Here is a 23010-nt window from a genome sequence, read left to right as displayed (position 1 = left end):
TGAAGCGCTCAAAGAACGCCCATTCCTGGTCCGACATAAGATCTCGTGCCAAGCTGGTCTCCATCGCAGATGCCAGCTTGAAGCATGCCCTACGCCCGAGGGGAATCCCTTTTGTCAACACGACCTAGGCTGACGAAACGTCAACTACAAGTGATTCAGTCTGTTATTTTGAGGCTATCGCGGTAAGATGACGGCATAGTTTGATGATTTCGGAGGCTGGTTATGAATGCCCCCTTCAAGCAAACCGAACGCCTTGGCCGTCTGGCCACGGAGCTGGGCGAAGATGTCCTTGTTCTTCTGCGTTTCGACGGCACGGATTATCTCAACGAATTGTTCGAATACCGGGTCGAGGCGCTGGCCACGCGCGACGATCTGGATTTAGATAAACTGATCGGCACCCATGCGACCGTCGAAATCGAGGCTCGGGACAAGATGCGGCCCTTTGACGGTATCGTCACCTCTGCCCGATGGGCGGGTGTCGGAGAAAACGGTCACCGCTATGATCTGACCCTGCGGCCGTGGTTCTGGCTGGCAGGCAAGCGCCGCAACCAGCGGATTTTTCATAACAAGACGGTCGATCAGATCCTGCGTGAACTCTTGTCGGATTATGCCGGCTTTGGGTTCCCGCATCTGGAGATCAGGCTGAGCAATCAGTATCCCGAACTCGAATATACGGTGCAGTATCGGGAAAGCGATCTAGATTTCGCCCGCCGGCAGATGGAGCGGCACGGGATCAGCTTTCATTTCCAGCACGAGAAGGGCAGCCATACATTGGTGCTGACCGATGACGAGCTGGCGCATCAGGTGATCGGCGAGGTTCCCTACAAGCGCTATGACGGCCATCATCAATACGAGTTCGAACATTTCTGGGAATGGCTGCCCGAGCGGAATTTCACCACCGGGGCGATCCGGCAGGTGGATTACAATTTCAAGATACCTGCGCAAAGCATGGAAACATCTCAGCCGAGCGATGCGGCATATGCCTTTGGCCATGTGGAAAGTTTCGATTATCCGGGCGACTATCTCTCCGAAAGCCCCGGCAAGATCGTCACGCGAATGCGCCAGCGGCAGGAACGGGGTGCTGATCGCCGTAATCGCGCAGTGGGTGATTGCGTGAGCCTGTTATCCGGTTCGCGCGTCACGTTGGGCGGCGACAAGGTGCCGGGGCATGGCGAGACCTATCTCTGCCTGTCGGCAACCCACAGCTTTGTCAGTGAGGCGTATGGTTCTGGCGGGCAGGACAGTGACGGCTACAGCTATTCCGGCTCATACGTCCTGATGCCCGATACTGCTCCTATGGTGCCCCCGAAACGAACGGAATTGTCGCATGTTTACGGTCCGCAAACCGCGACGGTGGTCGGCGAAGGAGAGATCGATTGCGACGAATATGGCCGCATCCTTGTGCGCTTCCATTGGGATTTGCATGACGCTTATTCGATGCGCTGCCGGGTCTCACAGAACTGGGCCGGGGGTGGCTGGGGCGGCATGGTGATCCCTCGCATCGGGATGGAGGTGCTGGTCGAATTCCTTGAAGGCGATCCCGACAAGCCGATCGTCGTCGGCAATGTCTTTAACGGCAAGAACGACACCCCCTATCCGCTGCCCGCACATAAAACCAAGGCTGTCTGGCGCTCCAAAACTCACAAGAATACCGGGTTCAACGAACTCAGCTTTGAGGATGAAACCGGCCAGGAAAACATCGCCCTGCATGCCCAGAAAGACCAGACTCTGAAAGTTCTTAACAACCGCATGAAGCGGGTGGATAAGGATCAGATCGAAAGCGTCGGCAGCAATAAGTCACTCGATGTCGCCCGAAACCACCAGGAAAAGATCGGTGGGTCGATGAACCTGTCAGTAGGCGGTGGCTTGGGAGTTCCGCTTTTTGCCGCGCTTGCCGGACTGATGCAGCAATCGAGCGCGGCAATGAAGAACGCCGCCAACGAATCCGGCGATAGCTTTGTTGCGCAATTCACGCAGGCGCTTTCTGCTGCCAGCGTGGCAGCCGAGGCGGCCAGCCTGCCGGCGAATGGCGCCTTCACCGGTGCGGGAAAAAACAGGGAACTTGCCGGGTTTGAACAGGTTCAGACGGGCACCTCGGTCGGAGCATTGCTCAGTTCGATCATGCCAGTCAGCGGTATCAAGAACACGATCGTCGAGAAAGCCGTAAGCGACACGATCGGGATGGCTCGGACCGAGCAGATCGGCCTGATGAAGAACACCTTTGTCGGCAAGGTGCAGAATACGGTTGTCGGGCAAAAGCAGTCCACTCGGGTGGGCGAGACCTCAACCACCTATGTCGGCAAGCATATGGATATCAATGTCGGCGAGGATCTCGTGATCACGGTCGGCAAATCGCGCCTGATCATGACCAAGGAAGGCAATATCGTCCTGCAAGGCGTCAAGATCGATATTGAAGGGGCCAAGCAGATCCGTGGCCGGGCGAAGCTGATTGACCTGAATTGACCGATGCGGATACGTAACCTCACTCCGTTTGCGCAGCTTGTCTTCGCCAATGAGGATGCGGAAGGACGGCTCTTTGACATCCTGATCGTCAAGCAAAGTTATCACTTGAACCGTGAGTTCGAGTTACAGCAATCGCCGGAGCAGGAGCCGCTGAACTTTACGGATCGTTGCTTTGGCGATATCAACGAGACCAGTCTGCGCTATCCTTCGGACCTCGTGGCCTATAAGCCTGCGACCGATGTGATCGTGATTGCTGACGCGTTTGCACCGAAGGGTGAGCCTGCCACCCAATGGCAGGTGTCGGTACAGATTGGGCCGGTCCGAAAGTCACTTCATGTCACAGGGCCGCGTGAATGGCAGCGCAAGCTTCGTAAATGGAACCTGACGGATCCCGAACCGGTGTTGCGGGTAGCACTGCGCTATGAATGCACCTATGGCGGCGAATATCCGGGACCGGACGATAGGATCGTGACCGATGAGCGAAACCCACTGGGCAGTGGATTTGTCCATCCGGAATACAGGTCGCGGGACGAGCCGATCCCCGCGCCACAGATTCTCACTTCCGGTGAAAGACTGGATAACCCGTTTCGCCGTCTGGACCCTGCGGGGATCGGGCCAATTCCACCCGCATGGTTGCCGCGCCGTCCCCTGGGCGGCACCTATGATGATGAATGGTTGGCCAATACCTGGCCGCATTGGGCGAAGGACTATGATTTCGCCTTTCATAATTCCGCGGCTGAGGGGCTAAAATCAAAAGGGTTCCTGCAAGGCGATGAACCTGTCCATCTCACCGGCCTGCACCCAGAGCGTCACCAGATTAATTTTGATCTGCCCGGCAACCCGATCATTGCCCGTCTGATCGATCACGAAGACTGGTGCAGATCGGTCCGGCTCAATCTCGATACGATTTATATCGACATACTCGACGCCGAACCTGAGGATTGTCTGATTTCACTGACCTGGCGGCTGACCTTCCTTGAAGAACAGGTCAAGTGGCTGGAAATCGATTGTGCTGCGACTCCCAACAGGCTCTGCGAAATGACCGAGGACCAGCAACTTCATCCCGCTCCGCACCCGTCCGAGCTTTTCCCGGATCATTCGCCGAAGGAGGTTTCCGAACATGTCCAATAAGCTCTCCACCCGCAAGGATGGGACGAATTTCATTACTTCGACTGGGCCGGATGTGTGTAAGACGCCGGTGGGTTCTTCAATGGTGCCGGTGCCTTATACCTCCATTGCATTTCTTGGCAGTTCCATACGGGTGAACAACACAGTTCGCTGGAACGGCAAGGCGGATTTCATGCTGAACAGCCGCACACCGAACTCGATTGGTACCGAACCGGGTGTTGGCAAGGGGGTGGCGCAGGCGGGTCATCTGGGTCCGGCGGCGGTAAAGGTTACAACTGGCTCTGTGTTTTCCTCTGGCTGGGCCACGGCAAAGCACAAGGATAAGGCAGTGATCAACATGGCCTCGCCGGGGCCGATCGAGAAGAAGAGGTAGCGAAGGATGGCAAATGACCAGACTATCGCGAATGCCGTCGGGAATGCACAAGGACTGATGCATGTTGCAGAGGGGCGCGAGCCGAGTGAGCTTGAGTTTCGTGCCGAACTGACTGCGGAGGAGGAGCTTCTGCATTTCTATTTCAATGATGAAATTCTGGAAGTTGCGGAAGAATATCAATCGCTGATTGCCGAACGTGCCGAGGATCAGGCGAATATCGACAATTATAATGCGGGACAGCAGAAAATTTTTGAGGAAGCGCGGCAATTTGGTGCTGACAGAGAGTACCAGCCAATTCCTCTGGCTCCGCGTTTGCTCGCAGATTACGAAGAAAAACTGGCGGGCTGCGAAGAGCGCGTGGCTCAGATCATCGCACAGGTCCGAAGCCAGTTTCATGATCGCGCATTGAATCTGACGGAGCGGCGAGAGGATATTGTCGATTATGTGGCGACGATTTCAAAGCATGAGGAACGTCAAGACCGATACGACGCAGCTGAAACGGACGAAGAACGACAGGAGAATTGGGTCGGCTTCGATCCCGATACGCAGCGCACCTATTATGACTTCCGGGAGTTGGACCGTATTCATGCCGAATACGAGTTACTGAAGAACGGTATATCCATCAATCCGACACGGATCGATTGGGCCGGTCTTGTCTGGTTCGGCGTATCACTGATCGTTGTGGAAATCGTGACGGCCGGGCTTATCAATGTTGCTGTCGGGGCTGTCGGTGTGGGAACGCGCTGGGTCGTATCTGCTGCCGGAAAGGCTGGCCGGATCGCAACCGCGGCGGATCGAATCCGTCGCCGTTACAATGCGCTCAGCGACCGGGCCAAGGATTTTCTTGAAAGAGCGTATCTTCGCAGTCGAAATCGCGAGGTTCCGGACTATCCGAATACGGGGCCACAAGCTGTCGGATCGACCGGCAGGCGTTCAAGTGTTCCTTGCTTAGCCAGAGCCTGTAAGCCGTGACCAGAATTGAGAGCTCCAGTTCCACCTATCGCCTCAACCCTGTTGGATTGCCCGATGGGGGGCTCAAACAGTTCTACGAGGAATTCCACATATCTGGCATTTTGCCGGTTGATCTGACGCGGGCCTTCAACCAGCAAATCAATGTGCCGTCTCCGCTCGGGCCTGGCAATCTGACTGAGCTTGATCTGACGATCACCGATAGCGACAGCGAAGGGCATTATGACGTGATGACGCTTGACGGCATCGCGGTTACGTTCGAACGTCCGCTGCCGCAGCTTTTTGCGCGCAGCTATAACGATGGTTTCCGTCATCTCAGTCTCGAGCCGCTCTCGCGCGGCGGGCTCAAGCTGAATGACCGAAAAATAGCACGGATCTTCAAACGTTACCCCGGTCGGGTGTGGCGTATCGTCCGGATCGAGGACCTGAACAGCAATGTTGTGGAGCTTGTCCGTGACAAGGCCGGCCTGCTGACCGAACTGCGTCATCCCGATGGGCTTGGGCTGGAATTCCTCAATCATGCCGATGGGCTTCGCGCCGGATATGACATTATCGGACTTGATGATTCTCGTATCGAAGGGCTGCGCTATGGATATGAGAAGGGCCGGCTCACCTCTGTAGACAATCCGTTCGGAGAAAGCTGGCGTTTTGGTTATGACGATCAGGGCAACCGTATCTGGTCCGATAATGGCGTGAATACCCGCACCCGGCATCATTTCGATGCCGAGCACCGGGTGGTGAAGGTCGATACCGAGGGAAGCTACAAGCACGGGGCGATCGCCTATGACACCGGGACGCGGCAAGTCACGGTGACCCATGGCGATGGCCCTGGCTTCGAAAAGCTCTGGTTCGACGATCTGGGGCGCCACTTCATGACCGCCGATGCGGCCGGACGCTTCAACTATCGCAGGTTCAACGAAGTCCATGACCTGGTCGAGGAGGTGGACGAGAACGGCCATAGCCGTAAATACCAGTATGATGCGCACGGCAACTTGCAGTCCCAGAAGGATGAAGAGGGCCGCGAGACATTCATGGTCTGGGACGATGTCGGGAACCTGACCTCGCTGACGGATCATGAGGGAAATAGCTGGGATTACGATTATGACGATCGTGGCAATCTTCGGCAGGTCCGCGATCCTCTTGGCCATGTCACCGATTTGCGGGTGAACGCGGCCGGTCTGCCGGTTCAGATGATGCGTCATGATGGGCTGATTGAGCTCCGCGAATATGACGATCATAACCGGCTGATTTCGATCCGCGATTTCAACAGTGCCGAGACGCGGTTCAGCTATGACGCGTTCAACCGCGTGACGGCGATCATTGATCCCCTCGGCCATGTCACGGGGCTTTCATATGAGGCGGGGGTGGATTTCCATGTCCCGACCCGCATTACCCGTCCCGACGGGGTGGAAACACATCGTTCCATCGGTGACACTGGGCGGGTAGAGGCGGTCACGGATGGCGAGGGACGCACCACTTCTTATCGCTACGGTCCCTATAACGTATTGGAAGAGATTACCGATCCAAAGGGCGGGACGCTCCGTTTTCAATATGACAGTGAAGAGCGGTTGATCTGCGTCACGAACCAGATGGGTTTGCACTGGACCTTCGAGCGGGACATCACTGGCCGGGTGATCCGCGAAACCGATTTCGACGGCCGCAGCCTTGATTATCGCCATGATGATGCAGGCCGGGTTGTGCGGCGCGACAACACCGATGGCGGCTGGCTGGAATATGATTACGACAAATCCGGCCTGCTGCTGGAACTGCGCGCATTCGCACCGGGTGCCGCAGGCCCCCTGGTGACCACATATGGCTATGACGGCAACGGTCGTCTGATCGCCGCCAGAAACAGTGATGCCGAGATCGCGCTGGAACGGGATGCGCTCGGTCGGGTGATCGCCGAAACCGTGAATGGTCAACGCATCGAGAGCGAAATTGACTGTTGCGGGCGCCGGATCGCGCGGCGGATCGGCGATCAGCACCTGTCCTTCCGCTATGATGGTATGGGCGGCTTGCTGCGGTGGGAACTGGAGGGGTACGCGCCTCTTTGCTTCGAACGTGACGATCTGGGACAAGAGCGGCTGCGGGCCTCGGAGTGGGGTTTCCGGCTGGCCTCGGACTGGGACGCGGTCGGACAGCTCGTCCATCAGCACGGCGCGCAGATCGAGCGCCGCTATGACTGGAGCCGTGCCTATGAGCCGCGTGTCATCACCGACGCGCGGTGGGGCGAGAAACGATACGATTACGACCGGAACGGTCAGATCGCGCGGACAGTTCACGGCGATGGCGGAGTCGAAGGCTTCGCCTATAATCCCGACCTGAACCTTGCGGCTGCGACCGGGGGCACCGATCGTTTCCTGAACTGGCAGACCTCAGCCGCGGGGGTAGTGAAAATCGCCCATGGTCCGCGCGGCGAGGTGGTCACGCTGGATCACGATAGCTGCGGGCGGGTGGTCAAGCGCACGGTTGCACGCAAGGGTTTTCGGCCGCAGACATGGCGGTTCGAATGGAACGCACAGGATCAGATGGTGGCGGCGCATTGCCCGGACGGCGCGGTCTGGCGCTACGGCTACGATCCGTTCGGGCGGCGGGTTTGGAAGGAGACCCGCGGCGTTAAGCACGACTTCCTGTGGGATGGAGATGTCATCGCGCGTGAAAAGGCCACGCGCGATGGCGCGGTTCAAGAGGTGGACTGGTTCTTCGAGCCGGGATCATTCCGACCGATGGCGCGGGTCGAGGGTGGGCAGCTTGGCCTTGTTGTGAACGATCATCTTGGGACACCAAAAGAGGTGGTCTCGGAAAGCGGCGTGCTGCTCTGGGCTGTCGATCATGACACCTGGGGGACATTGCGGCGGACAGGAAAGCAGGTCGTTGGCTCGGATGCCACGGAGCATGGCGATTACTGGGTGGAAGATTCCGTCCATGTCGGGTCGGTTGAGCTGCCGGGCTATGCACCGCCTCCGGATGCGACATTCTGCCCGATCCGGTTCCAGGGGCAGTGGGAAGATGAAGAGACCGGGCTGTATTATAATCAATACAGATATTATGAAGCGAATTCTGGTCAGTATATGAGTTTGGATCCGATCGGTCTCTTTGGGGGTACTAGATTATCGAGCTATGTTGCCAACCCACTGAAATTTAATGATCCCTTTGGGCTGCAAGCATGGGGTCTGATGGGTTCTGGCATCTGCATTGTGCAAAAATTCCCCGCAGGAAGCGCTGCAGCTGAAGAGTTGTCCCAGTTCGTAGGCATGTGGAATAACGAGATTATTGCACGTGGCGGACGAATGACCGCGGGGCCGCTAACCGAATTGCAGGAACGACTGTCGGCGAGATGGAAGCGACAATTCCGAGAGATGCATTGCTGCTCGAAAGGTCAGGTTGCCGGGCATGTTCCAGATGCAGCGTCAGGTGGTCTCCCGAATCCCAGCAATGGAGGGTTGTTGCAGCGAGCAGATACTAACGCTTATCTTGGTGGGATAACTGGAGATATGGCTCGAAAAAAGCAAAGCTATACGTGGGTCTGGCTGCGAGATGAATGCTAGAGGGAAAAATGGAAAAGTTAATAAATGAGATAAGAAAAAAAAATGACGAATGGGGTGATTCCCACAGGATGGAGGCTACAGGCGATATCAGCGAGCAAATTCTCATGATTGATGAGAAAACCTATCGTCCCTTATCGCAGCAAATGCGAGATTACTACACAATTGTTTCTACCTGGGAAAATGGTTTACTTGGGAAAACCTCCTATCCACCCAGTCAACTTAAAGAGTTATATGAACAGGATGACGTTAGGGAGGTCATAAACCTCATTGCTGAAAACTATCGCCCTGTCCCCCCTTCCGATAATTCTGATTGGAATAGAACTGCAATATTTGCTAAGGAGCAAGGCGGGCTTGGAGTCACATTTTATTGGTGGAAAAATACTAATGACGATGAGCCTGCTATAATAAGTATTTCTGGTGGTGATGTAAAAATATTTGCAGATCTTTTAGAATATCTGAAATATTTGGCATACAATGAATTTTCAGAAGCTGGAGATGCTATATATTCCGATCTCGAGCGCGAGAGAGGAACATTAAGCGACTAGATGAAAACACTAGGTCGTGTTGACAAAAGGGATTCCCCTCGGGCGTAGGGCATGCTTCAAGCTGGCATCTGCGATGGAGACCAGCTTGGCACGAGATCTTATGTCGGACCAGGAATGGGCGTTCTTTGAGCGCTTCATCCTTTCCGTCCGAGCCCCGAACGGAGGCAAGCCGACCAACCACCGCCTCGTCCTTGATGGCATTTTCTGGATTGCCCGAACCGGAGCGCCATGGCGGGACCTACCTGCCGAGTTCGGCAAATGGACAAGTGTCTATCGACAGTTCCGGTGCTGGACGCTGGTGGGCCTGTGGGAGGACATCATGGATGCCCTCAACCAAAGCGGGACCGTACCAAGCGCATTGCAAATGATCGACAGCACCGTGATCCGCGCCCACCATCAGGCAGCCGGCGCTAAAGGGGGACTCCGCGACAGGGTTTCGGCCGTTCTCGAGGTGGCTTTACGACCAAGATCCACCTCCTCGTCAACGCGCACGGGCTACCTATGAGGACAGAGATCACGCCGGGCCAGACGTCGGACTATCTCGGTTTCGACTTGGTGATGGCGGACAATCTGCCCCGCCCGAGCGTGCTGCTCGCAGATCGCGGCTATGATGCCGGCAGCATCAGGTCGATCATGGAGAGGCGCAACGTGCTGCCCGTGATACCGATGCGCAAGTCTCGCAAGAAGCGGATTGGTGTCGATCGCTCGCTGTATTGCCTGCGTAATCTGGTCGAACGCTGCTTCAACAAGCTCAAGAACGCCAGGCGTGTCGCGACCCGCTACGACAAGACGGCGGAAAGCTTTCTAGGCTTCATTGACATCACGTCGATCCGCCTCTGGCTCCGTCATTTGTCAACATGACCTAGGCTCAGGGGGCGGTGAGGAAGCCTCACGACCTCCCGGCAGCCATCCCGCACGGCGAGTGGTGATAATCCACGCACGCAAAGCGAACTTCTCGCCGAACCGGCTGATGCGGAGGTCAAAACCGGCAGTCGGGAATGCGTGGGATTACGCATCGCCCTCCTCGAATATCAGGTTCCGTAATCTTTCCTCTGCGCAACGCCGTCGCACGATCTCCGGCATCTGCGCGGACCTATCGACACCAACCACAGTCCTTGCACTGCAAGGGGAACAACACTCCGATCCTCGAACGCGATCTACTGCGGTGTCAGTCCCCTGATCCGCTCGGATCTGCGTCGCAGCAGTTCGACGGTCGTGAGAAGCGCGATCGAGAACAGCACCAGCAGCGTCGCGACCGCCAGGATCGCCGGGCTGATCTGTTCGCGAATGCCATTCCACATCTGCCGCGGGATGGTCTGCTGGTCGGGACCAGCGATGAACAATACTGCTACCACCTCATCGAAGCTGGTGACAAAGGCGAACAGCGCGCCCGAGATCACTCCGGGCAGGATCAGCGGCATGGTGATGCGGAAGAAAGTCGTCCTCGGATTGGCGCCAAGCGATGCCGCCGCCCGGTTCAGCGATTGATCGAATCCTACCAGCGTTGCCGTCACGGTAATGATGACGAAGGGAATCCCCAATGTCGCATGCGCAAGGATCACGCCAAGATAGGTGCCCGCCAGTCGCCCGCAATTGCTTGGCAACCCGAACAACCCCAGAATCTCGCAGGGATTCGAGTAGAAGAAGAACATCCCCGTCGCGGTAATGATCAGCGGCACGATCATGGGCGAGATCAGGATCGCCATGATCGGACGGCGGAACGGCATTTCGGGGCGCGACAATCCCAAAGCGGCCAGAGTACCAAGAACGGTCGCCAGCAGGGTCGAGAAGAAGCCGATAATGATCGAGTTCTTCGCCGCCTGCACCCATTTCGCATTGGCCCAGACATCCGCCCACCACCTCCCGTCTCTCGGGCCGTCAGCCGAAGTCATGCCGAATGTCAGCAGGCTATTATACCAGCGCAGGCTGTAGCCATCCGGATCGAAAGAGCGCATCTTCTCGGTAAAGGTGAAATAGGGCTCGGCATTGAAGGACAGCGGGATGATCACGATGATCGGTGCGATCAGGAAAAAGAAGATCAGCCCGCAGATCACCAGATAGGTGTAATGCCAGACGCGTTCCAGCGGGCTTGCATATGTCGGAAGAGCCATCTCGTTATCCCAGCTTGAGATTATCGACACCCACCAGCCTGTCATACAGCCAGTAGAGGATCAGCACCGAGCCCAGCAGCAGCGCCGCCAACGCCGCCGCCATCGACCAGTTCAGCGTGTCGGTCATATGCATCGCGATCATGTTCGAGATCAGTTGTCCCGAGGATCCGCCAACCAATGCAGGTGTGATATAGTACCCGACCGCAAGGATGAACACGAGCAGCGCCCCCGCCCCCAGCCCCGGCAGGGTCTGCGGGAAATAGATCCGGCGGAAAGCCGTCCAGCTTGTCGCACCCAGGCTGCGGGCGGCACGGACATAGGAGGGGTTGATCGTGCGCATCACCGAATAAAGCGGAAGGATCATGAAGGGCAGCAGAATATGGGTCATGGCGATGATCGTGCCGGTCTGGTTATAGATCATCTGCAACCGCTGGCTGCCGCCGATCACCCCCAGCCAGACAAGGATGTCATTGACCACCCCCTGTTGTTGCAGCAGCACCATCCACGAGGTCGTCCGGACCAACAGCGAGGTCCAGAAGGGCAGCAGCACAAGGATCATCAGCAGGTTGGATTTTCGCATTGGCAGAGTGGCCAGCAGATGCGCCACCGGAAAGCCCAGCAGGAAGGTCAGGCCCGTGATCAGCAACGACAGCCAGAAGGTCCGCATGAACAGCATGACGTAGATCCGCTGCCGGGGCTCGACCTGCTCTATGCTGCCATCATCGGCGCGTGTACGGTCAACCGCTGCCAGATAGAAATTCGCGGTCACCGGCTTTGATGCCTCGCGCATGGCGCTCCAGACCCGGGGATCGCCCCAATCCTCGTCCATCTCCAGCAACGCCTCGCGATAAGGCGGCTCGATTCCCCGGCGCACCTTCCGCCCGGTCGAGGTGAACAGCGAACGGGTACCCGGCACATCGTAATTGATCCGCGTGCCGACGACACCGATTGTCCGCGCTTCGGCCGATGCCAGCAGGTCATTTGCAAGCGCCGTCCATGCCGCGTCATCGGGATCGGTTCCACGTGGGTTCTCGGCAAACCATTGCGAGATCTCGGGCATATTGGCAGGGAATCCGGCATTGTAGAAAGACCGCTGCAGCATCTGCCCGATCGGCACCACGAAGGTAATCAGAATGAAGCCGAGCAGCGGTAGCACCAGCAGAAAGGCCCGCCGCTTCGCCCGTGCCTGCGATCGGGCCAAAGCCCATGCCAGCGGCTTGCCATCGGCAGTGGTCAACCGCCCTTCAGGTGGTGTGACAACAGTGGTTGCGGCCTGCGGATCGGAAGAGTTCACCATGATATCCCCGGAATTCCTGCCGCCGTTCCGATCTCGGGGCGGAACGGCGGCAATCTTACATCACGAGCCGGCCAGCCAGCTGTTGAAACGTTCGGTCAGCTCGGCGTCGTGATCGGCCCAGAATTCCGGATCGTCCATCACCGCGGTCTCCAGATATTCCGGATTGGTCGGCATATGCGGCCCCATCTCGGTCTCGCCATCCTGATAAAGCCCGACCAGCCCAGCCGAAGATTTCCGCGCCGGCCCATAGGCAATATATTTCGCCTGCTCGGCAAGTTGCTCGGTGCTGGTGGCGAATTTCAGATATTCCATCGCCGCCTCGGGATTGGGTGAATCTTTCGGAATCACGAACATGTCCAGATCCATGTATTGTCCATCCCAGATGATCCCGAACGGTTTGTCCTCGGCAACCATCGCATCGAAGAACCGGCCGTTATAGCCGGTCGCCATGGTCACCTCGCCATCGGCCAGAAGCTGCACGGGCTGCGCCCCGGCCTCCCACCAGACGACGCTGTCCTTGATCGTGTCCAGTTTGTCGAAAGCCTGGTTCACGCCCTCTTCCGAACCCAGCCTGTCATAGATCTCATCCGCCGGTACGCCATCGGCAATCAACGCCAGGTACAACGTCCGCTTGGGTGTTTTGGGCAGGCCGCGCTGGCCGGGGAATCTTTCCAGATCAAAGAAATCCGCCGCCGTCGAAGGCGCCTCACCCTCGAATTTCGTGGTGTCATAGGCGATGACCGTGCCCCAGAAGATATTGGCCACAGCGCAATCCTGAAGCGCGCCATCGATGAAATCCTCGATCGCCGGGGTGCCGTCGGGCGCCGGCGGCAGATCGGCGGGATCGATCTCGACCAGCGCCCCCTCGTCGCACAGCCTGATCGCGTCGCTGACCTCGATATCAAAGACATCGCCGGTAAGGTTATTCGCCTCGACCTGTGCCTTCAGCGGCGTGGCCGGATTATCTGCGGCAATCATATTAACCTTGATACCGGTCTTTTCGGTGAAAGGCTTGTTATAGGCCTCGACTTGTGACCACTCATAGGCGCCGCCCCAGGACACGACATTGACCTCTTGCGCGGCGGCGGCAAGGCCGAACCCGATCAGCATCGTGGATAAGATCAAAGTGGTTCTCATCTGTTTCTCCCGTTGGATTTGTTTGTTTTTATTTGACTTGGCCCTTTGCGGGCATTGACGGGCGAATTCTCTCCGCCTCTTCTTGGTCTCAAGACCCCGAAGACCGGGGGGCAGCGCCCCCGGCCATGGCAGAACGCAAGCTCAATTCGCCAGCCAGCTGTTGAACCGCTCGTTCAGTTCGGCATCGTGATCGACCCAGAAATCCAGGTTCGAGCCAAGCGCATTGCTCATATTTTCCTCGGTGGTGGGCAGATGCGGGCCCATTGGCTCCTCGGTGCCCTCGATATTGCCGACCAGCGCGGCAGCCGATCTGCGCGGCGGACCATAGCTGATGAACTCGGCGGCGCGGGCCTGTTGTGCGGACGCGGTCGAGAAGGTGACGAATTCCAGCGCCTCTTCCTTGTTCGGCGCGCCTTTCGGAATCACCCAGCCCTCCATTTCATAGATTTGGCCGTCCCAGATGATGTTGAAGGGCTTGCCCTCGCCTTGCGCAGCGTCGAAAATCCGACCGTTGAAGGCATAGGCCATCGTCACCTCGCCATCGGCCAGAAGCTGCGGCGGCTGCGCGCCGGCCTCCCACCAGATCACGCTGCTCTTGATCTCGTCCAGCTTGGCAAAGGCCTGATCCACGCCCTCTGGCGTTTCCAACAAGTCATAGACTTCTGCTGCCGGGACCCCGTCCGCCATCAATGCGAGTTCCAGGTTGAACTTCGCGCCTTTGCGCATGGTGCGCTTGCCGGGGAATTTCTCCAGATCGAAGAAATCAGCGGGGGTCGCAGGTTTGGCGTCAGGGAATTTCGAATCGTCATAGGCAATAATCATCGAATAGACATCCGTGCCGACGAAGCAGTCGGTGATCGCGCCTTCGATGAAGTCGTCGGCCGCTTCTGTGCCGTCATCAGCCGGGGCCAGCACCGATTCGTCGATCAGTTCCAGCAGCCCCTCGTCGCAAAGCCGCACGGCGTCGGCATATTCGACCGAGGCGATATCAGAGGTGACATTGCCCGCCTCGACCATCGCCTTGATCGGCGTGGCCGGGTTATCGGCATCTGCTATATTGACCTTGATCCCGCTCTCGGCTTCGAAGGGTTTGGCATAGGCCTCGACATGGCTGTTGCCATAAGCGCCGCCCCAGGACAGCAGGTTCACATCGGCGAAGGCCGGCATCGCGACCAGACCGAACGCGGTTGTAAGAGCAAGGGTTCGTTTCATGATATCAGCTCCAACTACATGAATTTGATGATATTTTATGTCATTATAGCCCGGTAGCGAACCCGGCCACTCGATCGAGTCTTCAGATCGGATCCAGCGCGCGGGCATCCTGCGGATGCCAGCCGATGCGGATCGTCTGGCCGGGCTCCAGCTGCGTCTGGGCAATGGTATTGCGGCATTTCATGATGAAATCGTCGCTTCCCACCACGCGCAGCCGTGTCCGCAGGATGTCGCCCATATAGATGACCTCCAGCACGTCGGCTTCGATACTATGTGCACCCGGCGGCATCATCTCGGGTTTGAACTCGACCCGTTCGGGACGGATGGATACCGTGGTCTTCTGCCCGCGTTCACGAATATTGACCGCCGTGGCGTCGATCAACTCGCCATTGGCCAGTTTGACCACCGCCTTGTCGCCCTCGAATGCCTCGATAATCCCAGGCAAGGCATTGTTTTCTCCAATGAAACTGGCCACGAAACTGTTCTCTGGCCGTTCATAGAGTTGATTGGGCGTGGCAAGCTGATGGATGCGGCCGTCATTGAAGACCGCGATCCGGTCGGACATGGTCAGCGCCTCGGTCTGGTCATGAGTGACATAGACCACCGTGATTCCAAGTTCCTCGTGCAAATGCTTGATTTCGAACTGCATATGCTCGCGAAGCTGCTTGTCCAGCGCACCAAGCGGCTCGTCCATCAGCACCAGATGCGGATCAAAGACCAGCGCCCGCGCCAGCGCAATCCGCTGCTGCTGTCCGCCCGATAATTGCGCGGGGCGGCGATTTGCGAAGGCCCCCATCTGCACCATCTCGAGGCTCCGCTTGATGCGGGTTTCGCGCTCCGCCTTGCCAAGACCCCGGACCTCCAGAGGAAAGGACAGATTTTCGCCCACCGTCATATGGGGAAACAGGGCGTAATTCTGAAACACCATGCCGATGCCCCGCTTATGCGGTGGAACCTGGTTGATCGGACGGCCGCCAAGACGGATTTCACCGTGAGTCGCGGTCTCGAATCCTGCCAGCATCATCAGACAGGTGGTCTTGCCCGAACCAGACGGGCCGAGCATCGTCACGAACTCGCCCTTGGCGATAGAGAGGTTCAAATCCTTGACGACAAGTGTCTGTCCGTCATAGCTTTTCTGCACGTGTTCGAATGCGACGAATGCGTCACCCGAGGTATTGTCCAGCAATAGGCGCTCTCCCTGTTATGCTATGGTTGTTCAGCGCCGGATGAGTTAAACTCCACATCCGGATAATGGCAACACCGTTTCGGTTTTTCTTTCGCTGTTTGCTGACCGGCAAGAGCCACAGGATTGCAGAAACACGGATTCATCCGGCAAAGTCTGAATACTTGGGATCGGCAGGAAATGACATGATCGGAACCCGACATCGCCCGGCAACGGTGCCTGCTCCGTTCCGTGCGATTTCAGATATTCCGGCGCAGACGCAATCGCCCGACATCATGGCGGACCGGTCCGCCTGAACTTCACCAACCAGTCTTTGCCCCGCATGGCTGATCGCAGCAAAGACGAGTCCGGATGATGAAAAATACAGTTGTCCGGGCCGGGCGCCTTATTCGGCTTTCTTGCGCTTCCAGTCCATGATGTTCCAGATCATGCTGTCCCAGCTATTTAACCGGACCCCTTCGAGATCACGGGCTTTTCCGGAAACGATACCGCGATGGACAATCGGAATGATCGTATAGGACTGCACCAGCATATCATTCATCTGGCGTGCGACTTCCGCGCGATCCTCGGGCGCTGCGGTCGCATGATATTTTTTTGCCAATGCGTCATATTCTTCGGAGCAGAAGCGTTGAATATTATCGCCCTGCCATTGCGTTTCCGGGCGCGGCGCCTCGTTGCAGACCCAATGTGCAAGATAGGTTTCAGGATCCTGCCCCTTCGAGTTATCCGTATACATCTGCACGTCGGCATAAAATTTCTGACGCGTATCGGGTGATCCGGCATCGCCGCCGAAGAAAACCGATGCGTCAACCGATTTCAACTCGGTCTCCACTCCGATCTCGGACCACCATTGCTTGAGCAGTGCCTGCGTGTCCTGCCTGACAGCACTGACTGAGCTTTGGAACAGCAAGGACAGCTTGATCCCATCCTTTTCCCGGATACCATCGCCATCATCGTCAACCCATCCCGCTTCTTCCAGCAACGCCCTGGCCTTGTCCGGATCAGGAGTCAGGCAGGCGTCATTCGCGGTCGAGGCATATATCTCCGGCGCGGGAACGATATTGCAGGTGGGCTTTCCGGTTTCGCCGAAAAGCACCTCGGCGATGGCGGCGCGATCAATGACCAGCGATAAAGCCTGCCCGACACGAGGATCAGCGAAAATCGGATGGGCACCCGCCTGAGCCGTGGAACGCTCGGCCCCCAGCGCCGGATCCGGATTGGTCTGGTTCAGGAACAGATATTCGACGGAAGAGCCGAAAACCGTTACGACTTCGCCCGGCCCTCCGGTTCCCATGCTTTCCAGCACATCCGGGGACAGCATCAGATTCCAGCCATAATCCATCTCTCCGGTTTGCAGCACCGCCCGCGCAGCACCCGCCGCATCACCGCCCCCCTTGATGGTCACGGTTTCGAAATAGGGCTTGTCTTCAAAACGGAAATGCGGATTGACGCTGAAGGTCGCGACATCATTCGTCAGAAATTCATCCACGACATAGGGACCGGTCCCCACGGGATGCATATTCTGTTCACTGCATTGCGCGATCCGGCTGCCAACGCAATCGCGGAATTGTGCCTCTTGCAGGATCGGGGCCTCGGAACTGACGAAGGCCGTATAGGGATAGGGTTTCGGCTCGCTGAAATCGACCCGCACGGTAAGATCATCCACGGCCTCGACCGTCTCGATGCCTTCGAACATTGCCGCTGCTGCACATCCACTATCGGGATCCGAGCAGTAGCGCCAGGTGAAGACCACGTCCTTCGACGTCACCGGGGATCCATCCGACCACAGCAGCCCTTCGCGCAGGGTCCAGGTAATCTGCTTCAGATCTTCGGAAAGCCCGCCATTCTCGAGTGTCGGGATCTCGGCGGCCAGCCAGGGAACGAGTTCGCCATTCTCGTCGAACCGCGCCAGAGGCTCCAGAACCAGCGAAGCCGCCTCGACCTCCTTGGCGATCCCCGAGAGATAGGGGTTCAGATTCGATGCCGCCTGCCAGTAAAGGATGTTGAGATGGCCATCCGAGCCACGTTCGGCATGGGCCATCGTTCCGCAAAGAATAGCAGCTGTTCCGGCAAGTAACGCGATCTTCTTCATGTCTGACCCCATGGTGACTGAACAGGAACGGCACGACATCGTGCGGCAATGCAGATATGATGGATGTAATTTCTATTACGTCAATATTAAAAATTGACACGATGTAACAAAAAGAACAAATTGCCTCCACTGACGATCAATCGGGAAACCTGCAGTTACGGAATCTTCATGTCGCAGAATCTTGTCCACCTCATCCGTAACAGCGCGTCATCCGGCGGTGAGCGCAAGGTGGCTGCCGCGCTGCTGGATGGTTATCCCTTCCATGCGCTGTCCACTGTAGAGGCGCTGGCGAAACGGGCCGATGTCAGCAATCCGACAGTACTGCGCTTCCTGACCAAGATCGGCTTTCCCCGCTTCGCCGATTTTCAGGCCGCAGTGGTGATGGAAGTGCAAAAACAGGCGGGTTCTCCGTTACAGCAGATCGATGCCTCCCGGTCGGAAACGCCGGAGGGCGCCAATCTCTATCAGACGTCACTCCGGCGGCAGGCCGAGGCTCTTCGCCTGACGGCAGAGGCTGTAGTTCCGGCAGAGGTGGACGCTTTCGTCGCATTGCTTGCCAATCCACGTCATCGCATTCAGTGTCTGGGAGGGCGCTACAGCCAGAACCTGTCCCGCCGTTTCTCCCGGCAATTGGCGCAGTTACGTGCGGATGTGCTGCAGATCGAACCGCAGCCCGGCTTTCATCACGAGCCGCTTCTGGATATGGGGCCTCGTGATGTGCTGGTGATGTTCGACTATCGCCGGTATCAGCCCGATCTGTTTGCCTTTGCCCAGCTTGCAAGGGAAACGGGCACGCGCATCTGCCTGTTTACGGATGACACCCGCTCTCCCATCGCGGGAATTGCCCATGCGGTCATGTCGGCGAAGGAGGGTCTTATCTCTCCTTTCGGATCGCGGATCGTCGCAACCGCGCAGATCGAGACGATCATAGCCGCCGTGGTCGAGGCCGATCGCCTTGCCGCAAGGCAACGGCTGGAGCGGATCGAGGAATTGCGCATCCGCCTCGCCGAACTGACGAGACTGGCAGAAAACCGAACCGGAATGGATGAATAGGCCCCGAATGACCAAGATCGAGCCTATCATACTTAACCCCGAAGGGCGTGAGCCCGGACTCATCGTCGTCGATCACGCCGGAACGGAGTTGCCCGCCTCTCTCGTTTCTCCGGATTTTGCGCGGCAATGGCGGAACACCCATCATTTCACCGACCTGGGTGTAGCGGCGTTGGCCGAGGCGCTTGCCGAACGCCTCGATATGCCGGTGATCCTTTCGACTGTCAGCCGTCTTGTCATCGACCTGAACCGCTGGCTGGACGATCCGCGGTCCATCCTGAGTAGCGTCGAGGGACTGCCGCTTGACGGAAATACGGGTATCAGCATCTCCGAACGACAGCTTCGGCATGAGAGCGTATTCTGGCCTTACCACGAAACGGTCGGCCGGATATGGGCACGCCAGCGCCAAAAACATCAAGCGCCGATCTTTTTCGCGTTGCACAGCTGCACACGGAATTTTCTTGGCGTCCGGCGGCAATGGGACGGCGGAACGATCTGGCATGATGACCGTATCCTGTCGCAAAACCTGCTGGCTTTGCTTGGCCGGTCAGGTGATCTGATTCTGGGCGACAACCTGCCCTATTCCGGGATCGACGGCGCTTATACCGTCGATCGCCATACATTCGGGTCCGGAACTCCTGCCTGCGGGTTCGAAGTCAGCAATGATCTTCTGGAAACCGACAGCGACAGGAAACTCTGGGCTTGCCGGCTTGCCGATGCCTTGCGTCTGGCAGCAGAAACGAGATGCGCGATATGACCGATCTGTCAGCCCCCGCACAATTCCCACCCTATGCACTGACCGCACCACCCGCCCCTGAAACACGGCCATTACAGGGCGATATCCAGGCCGACATCGCCCTTGTCGGAGCCGGTTTCACCGGCTTGATCGCAGCCCGTGAACTTGCACGGCGCGGAGCAAATGTCGTGCTGATCGAAGCAAGCGAGATCGGAACCGGCGGGTCCGGACGAAACCACGGGCAATGCATCCCGGTCTTCGGATATCTGGACCCGAAGATATTGCCGCAGAAAGGATGTGACCTCCTGCGAGACGCCGGACGGCTGGTATTCGACGATATCGCACGGGATCGTATCGAATGCGAAGCGGTTCAATTGGGGACGCTGGCGGCGGCCCATAGCTCCAGCGGGTTGAATCGATCGCGCAAGGCGCATGCAAAATACGCGGCGCTGGGGAAAAGCGGCGATTATCTCTCGCGCGGGGCAGTTGCCGAACTGACCGGTAACGATCGCTTTCTGGGCGGATGGGTGCATCGGGATGGCGGTCACCTGAACCCTCTTGCCTATGCGCGCGGCCTTGCCCGCGCAGCAACCGAGGCAGGCGCGATCATCCACACCAACAGCCCGATAACCTCTCTGCGGCGCGATGGAGACCGCTGGCTTCTGGGAACCCCTGAAGGCAGCGTCAGCGCGGCGAGTGCGGGATTTGCCACCGATGCGTATCCGACCGGAGCGGTGCCGGAATCGTTCCGGAAAAGTTCGGTGATCATGCATAGCTACGGCCTTGCCAGCCGCCCGCTGAACGCGGAGCAGCGGGCCGGGGTCATGCCCTCGGGCATGAATTTCGGCGACACCCATCGCGATCCGATGTTTTTCCGCATCGATCAGCAGGGCCGGTTGATCACCGGCGGGCTGGTTGAATTGCGGCGCGGTAGAAACAGCGCCTATACGAAAGAGTTCATGACCCGGCGATTGACCGGGCTTTATCCGGTTTTGGCTGGTCTGGAATGGGATCACCACTGGCGGGGCCGGCTGACGGTATCGTCGGAGCAGCGCCCGCAACTCTATGAACTCGGCCCGCGACTATGGGGATTGTCCGGCTATACCGGTCGAGGCGTGCCGACATCTGCTGTCATGGGCCGGGTGCTGGCATCCGCCCTGATCGATCCGGCAGAAGCGGCAGAACTTTGGACCATCCGCCGCCCGGCCAGAATTCCCCTGCGTCACCTGATCGGTGCAACCGTACAGACATGTCGGGGACCGCTGAACAAGCTTCGCGACATGCTGGAATAGATTTCATTTTCGCCCTGCAGCCTATCGCGCCTGCCCGCTTCCTTTCCTCCTCCGCTTCTTCTTTGTCCAAATACCTCTGGGGGTGCCGGCAGGCGCACCACTGGTCCGAGAGACCTGCCGGCGATGGGCACCCCCGGCCATCGCCACACGCAAGTAACCGACGCGAGGCTGTCACCAGGAATTCCGGCAAACTTTCAGACTACAGAAACACCGTCTGTACTGCGTCAAGATGAACGCGGTGAACATGGATCGTGGGCGCCAGATGGTGATCAAACCTGATCGGCTGATGACCGGTCGCCAGCCGCATGGGCTGCCGGATTCGTCCCGCCGGTCCGCGCTCGGCAATCTTTTCGTTGATGTCGAAATAGCGAATCCCGAATTGATCCGCCAAGGCATTGATACGGCGGTTAAAATCCAGATGGAACCCATTCTGCTGACTCTCGCTCAGCATCAGTTCACGCAGTTTCTTCTCTGCGGCTTGCCTGTCCTCCGGGGCTTTTTCGGTCAGGATACGGCTCAGGTATTTGCGGGAAAACAGCGGCGTCGACAGCACGGTCAGATTGACGCCCTTGAGCGCCACCTTGCAAGGAGCGTCCTTGATCCCCTCGAGCAGGCCCGCATAGATTTCGGCCAGAAACTCTATATAGTCCTCGGCGGTCCATTCCTCACCCTTGACGGCCTGCCGATAATAGAAACCAAGTTCGAGATCGACCTGCCCCAGCGCAATGATGAGATGCGAGGCATTCGCCGCCGTTGTCTCGATCAGCTCCTTGAGGCGGAGCGTGGACGCGTATCTGCGGACCCCGGTCAGGGATGCCGCATTGACCTGCTGCACACGCGGAACGAAGGCGAGACGTTTGTTAATGCCCATCCGGCGAACCGAATTGAAATCCGCCTTGAAGAACATCGTATGGCTGTCACCGATAATATCGACGACAGGACGAGCGGGATCGGTCATTTTGGCCATTGAATCACTTGGTCAGAATGGGCAGGCCGCCAGCAATCGATCCGACATCTCACGCAGATCTTCGCCTGGGGTGGCCAACTCGAAATCATAATCGTCGATAGAGAAAGGCAGCCTCAGTTTCTGGGCGTCGCCGGATCGCGCCTTCGCACCCACCGACATGAAATAATCGTCGAACTTGGCGCCATCTCCGCTTAGCTCTTTGGCGCAGGGTTCGATCCAGGCGGTGGGAATGCCATAGGCCTGCGAGACGATAACGCCGTGCAATGACGATGATATCGTCCTCTTACAGGCGGTGATCTGATCGATTACGCTTTCAAATCCGTTATTCAGGTAGATGACCCGAACATCTTCCGGCAAAAATTTCTCGAACTGGCGCCAGAAGCCGGTGTCCACCACATGGGCGATGATACCCAACTCAGAGGATTTTTTGTCAGCACCGGAATAGAATGCGGGCAAGCACAGCCCCGGATCTCCGACGACATCGGGAACATCATAGCCATGACGTTTCAACCGTTCCTGCGTGACCGGACCCCGGACTGCCAATGTCCGTCTGGGCCGCGCAAATCGTTTCTGGGAGGTGATCACACCGGAACCCCAGACAATCGCGACATCATCGCGTGACAGAAGCTGAAGGATGCTGCCACAGGTATAATGGACCAAGCGATCACCGCCGGCCTGATGCGCATGGGCGAGGCGGGGTTTGACGCCGGTTCGCTTCAGATAAATATATGGGCCGATCCAATCGCCGAAATTTGTCCGTATCTTGGGCCATGCCCAATACATGTTGTGATCATCCAGCTTTCCATTCGATAAAAGCTTCAGATCACGCTCTGACGGCCGTTCAATTCCAAACATTGGGGCTCCAAATGCGCGCGGCTTCGCGGCGATTGGTACCGGCCGGAAATTG

The 23010-nt window shown here is 57.7% G+C and carries 18 protein-coding genes; 10 read left to right on the top strand and 8 right to left on the bottom strand.

The window, feature by feature from the left end; all coding sequences use genetic code 11:
- Positions 1-222: 222 nt before the first annotated feature.
- The 7 genes from D3P04_RS04900 (at position 223) to D3P04_RS04870 (ending at position 9887) form a co-directional block, all read left to right on the top strand.
- The gene (locus tag D3P04_RS04900) at positions 223-2463 is read left to right on the top strand and encodes a type VI secretion system Vgr family protein (protein ID WP_119746476.1); all 2241 of its coding nucleotides are present in this window, start codon (positions 223-225) and stop codon (positions 2461-2463) included.
- Between the two features lie 3 nt (positions 2464-2466).
- A complete protein-coding gene (locus D3P04_RS04895) occupies positions 2467-3594 on the top strand; it encodes a DUF2169 family type VI secretion system accessory protein (RefSeq protein ID WP_119746474.1) in 1128 nt (375 codons plus the stop codon).
- Entirely contained in the window at positions 3584-3964 is a 381-nt protein-coding gene (locus D3P04_RS04890) for a PAAR-like domain-containing protein (RefSeq protein ID WP_119746473.1), read from the top strand. Before D3P04_RS04895 ends, D3P04_RS04890 begins: the two co-directional genes overlap by 11 nt.
- Positions 3965-3970: 6 nt before the next feature.
- Complete coding sequence (locus D3P04_RS04885; protein ID WP_119746471.1) at positions 3971-4936, top strand: hypothetical protein; 966 nt, start codon at positions 3971-3973, stop codon at positions 4934-4936.
- Positions 4933-8481, top strand: coding sequence for an RHS repeat-associated core domain-containing protein (locus D3P04_RS04880; protein WP_147391887.1), 3549 nt, complete (start codon positions 4933-4935; stop codon positions 8479-8481). The genes D3P04_RS04885 and D3P04_RS04880 overlap by 4 nt, the downstream gene beginning before the upstream one ends.
- A gap of 8 nt (positions 8482-8489) precedes the next feature.
- Positions 8490-9026, top strand: coding sequence for a hypothetical protein (locus D3P04_RS04875; RefSeq protein ID WP_147391886.1), 537 nt, complete (start codon positions 8490-8492; stop codon positions 9024-9026).
- Positions 9027-9099: 73 nt separating this feature from the next.
- Positions 9100-9887 (top strand): IS5 family transposase gene (locus tag D3P04_RS04870; RefSeq protein WP_119746465.1). Its coding sequence is split into 2 segments (ribosomal slippage): positions 9100-9439 and positions 9439-9887, totalling 789 coding nucleotides; the frame shifts between segments, so codons are not numbered across the junction.
- 296 nt (positions 9888-10183) lie between these two features.
- Here the strand turns inward: D3P04_RS04870 and D3P04_RS04865 are convergent.
- From D3P04_RS04865 to D3P04_RS04840, 6 genes are all read right to left on the bottom strand, one after another.
- Entirely contained in the window at positions 10184-11137 is a 954-nt protein-coding gene (locus tag D3P04_RS04865) for an ABC transporter permease (RefSeq protein ID WP_119746463.1), read from the bottom strand.
- 4 nt (positions 11138-11141) lie between these two features.
- Positions 11142-12434, bottom strand: a complete 1293-nt coding sequence (locus D3P04_RS04860) for an ABC transporter permease (RefSeq protein ID WP_119746461.1) — start codon at positions 12432-12434, stop codon at positions 11142-11144.
- A gap of 60 nt (positions 12435-12494) precedes the next feature.
- Complete coding sequence (locus tag D3P04_RS04855) at positions 12495-13571, bottom strand: ABC transporter substrate-binding protein (protein WP_119746459.1); 1077 nt, start codon at positions 13569-13571, stop codon at positions 12495-12497.
- A 141-nt stretch (positions 13572-13712) separates the two neighbouring features.
- Positions 13713-14783 (bottom strand): ABC transporter substrate-binding protein, encoded by a 1071-nt coding sequence (locus tag D3P04_RS04850; RefSeq protein ID WP_119746545.1) that lies wholly within the window; start codon positions 14781-14783, stop codon positions 13713-13715.
- Between the two features lie 82 nt (positions 14784-14865).
- A complete protein-coding gene (locus D3P04_RS04845) occupies positions 14866-15969 on the bottom strand; it encodes an ABC transporter ATP-binding protein (RefSeq protein ID WP_119746457.1) in 1104 nt (367 codons plus the stop codon).
- Between the two features lie 382 nt (positions 15970-16351).
- The gene (locus tag D3P04_RS04840) at positions 16352-18058 is read right to left on the bottom strand and encodes a peptide ABC transporter substrate-binding protein (protein WP_119746455.1); all 1707 of its coding nucleotides are present in this window, start codon (positions 18056-18058) and stop codon (positions 16352-16354) included.
- A 168-nt stretch (positions 18059-18226) separates the two neighbouring features.
- Here D3P04_RS04840 and D3P04_RS04835 point away from each other — a divergent pair, with 168 nt between their 5' ends.
- From D3P04_RS04835 to D3P04_RS04825, 3 genes are read left to right on the top strand one after another with little or no spacing between them, the layout of a single operon-like run.
- Entirely contained in the window at positions 18227-19111 is an 885-nt protein-coding gene (locus D3P04_RS04835; RefSeq protein WP_232844882.1) for a MurR/RpiR family transcriptional regulator, read from the top strand.
- Between the two features lie 7 nt (positions 19112-19118).
- Entirely contained in the window at positions 19119-19865 is a 747-nt protein-coding gene (locus D3P04_RS04830; protein WP_119746453.1) for an N-formylglutamate amidohydrolase, read from the top strand.
- Positions 19862-21136 carry an NAD(P)/FAD-dependent oxidoreductase gene (locus D3P04_RS04825; protein WP_119746541.1) on the top strand — a complete coding sequence of 425 codons (1275 nt, stop codon included), beginning with the start codon at positions 19862-19864 and terminating at the stop codon, positions 21134-21136. Before D3P04_RS04830 ends, D3P04_RS04825 begins: the two co-directional genes overlap by 4 nt.
- A gap of 199 nt (positions 21137-21335) precedes the next feature.
- Here the strand turns inward: D3P04_RS04825 and D3P04_RS04820 are convergent, their stop codons facing one another.
- Together D3P04_RS04820 and D3P04_RS04815 are read right to left on the bottom strand one after the other, a co-directional pair.
- Positions 21336-22103 (bottom strand): hypothetical protein, encoded by a 768-nt coding sequence (locus tag D3P04_RS04820; RefSeq protein ID WP_119746451.1) that lies wholly within the window; start codon positions 22101-22103, stop codon positions 21336-21338.
- A gap of 12 nt (positions 22104-22115) precedes the next feature.
- Positions 22116-22958 (bottom strand): polysaccharide pyruvyl transferase family protein, encoded by an 843-nt coding sequence (locus D3P04_RS04815; RefSeq protein ID WP_119746449.1) that lies wholly within the window; start codon positions 22956-22958, stop codon positions 22116-22118.
- Between the last annotated feature and the right edge of the window lie 52 nt (positions 22959-23010).

This window comes from Paracoccus onubensis (genome assembly GCF_003591515.1).
GTDB lineage: Bacteria > Pseudomonadota > Alphaproteobacteria > Rhodobacterales > Rhodobacteraceae > Paracoccus > Paracoccus onubensis.
This window is presented reverse-complemented; position numbering and strand designations above follow the sequence as displayed.

Coding starts and splice junctions, on each gene's coding strand:
- D3P04_RS04900 (WP_119746476.1), top strand. CDS start 223: ATGAATGCCCCCTTCAAGCAAACCGAACGCCTTGGCCGTCTGGCCACG.
- D3P04_RS04895 (WP_119746474.1), top strand. CDS start 2,467: ATGCGGATACGTAACCTCACTCCGTTTGCGCAGCTTGTCTTCGCCAAT.
- D3P04_RS04890 (WP_119746473.1), top strand. CDS start 3,584: ATGTCCAATAAGCTCTCCACCCGCAAGGATGGGACGAATTTCATTACT.
- D3P04_RS04885 (WP_119746471.1), top strand. CDS start 3,971: ATGGCAAATGACCAGACTATCGCGAATGCCGTCGGGAATGCACAAGGA.
- D3P04_RS04875 (WP_147391886.1), top strand. CDS start 8,490: ATGGAAAAGTTAATAAATGAGATAAGAAAAAAAAATGACGAATGGGGT.
- D3P04_RS04865 (WP_119746463.1), bottom strand. CDS start 11,137: ATGGCTCTTCCGACATATGCAAGCCCGCTGGAACGCGTCTGGCATTAC.
- D3P04_RS04860 (WP_119746461.1), bottom strand. CDS start 12,434: ATGGTGAACTCTTCCGATCCGCAGGCCGCAACCACTGTTGTCACACCA.
- D3P04_RS04855 (WP_119746459.1), bottom strand. CDS start 13,571: ATGAGAACCACTTTGATCTTATCCACGATGCTGATCGGGTTCGGCCTT.
- D3P04_RS04850 (WP_119746545.1), bottom strand. CDS start 14,783: ATGAAACGAACCCTTGCTCTTACAACCGCGTTCGGTCTGGTCGCGATG.
- D3P04_RS04840 (WP_119746455.1), bottom strand. CDS start 18,058: ATGAAGAAGATCGCGTTACTTGCCGGAACAGCTGCTATTCTTTGCGGA.
- D3P04_RS04835 (WP_232844882.1), top strand. CDS start 18,227: ATGTCGCAGAATCTTGTCCACCTCATCCGTAACAGCGCGTCATCCGGC.
- D3P04_RS04830 (WP_119746453.1), top strand. CDS start 19,119: ATGACCAAGATCGAGCCTATCATACTTAACCCCGAAGGGCGTGAGCCC.
- D3P04_RS04825 (WP_119746541.1), top strand. CDS start 19,862: ATGACCGATCTGTCAGCCCCCGCACAATTCCCACCCTATGCACTGACC.
- D3P04_RS04820 (WP_119746451.1), bottom strand. CDS start 22,103: ATGGCCAAAATGACCGATCCCGCTCGTCCTGTCGTCGATATTATCGGT.
- D3P04_RS04815 (WP_119746449.1), bottom strand. CDS start 22,958: ATGTTTGGAATTGAACGGCCGTCAGAGCGTGATCTGAAGCTTTTATCG.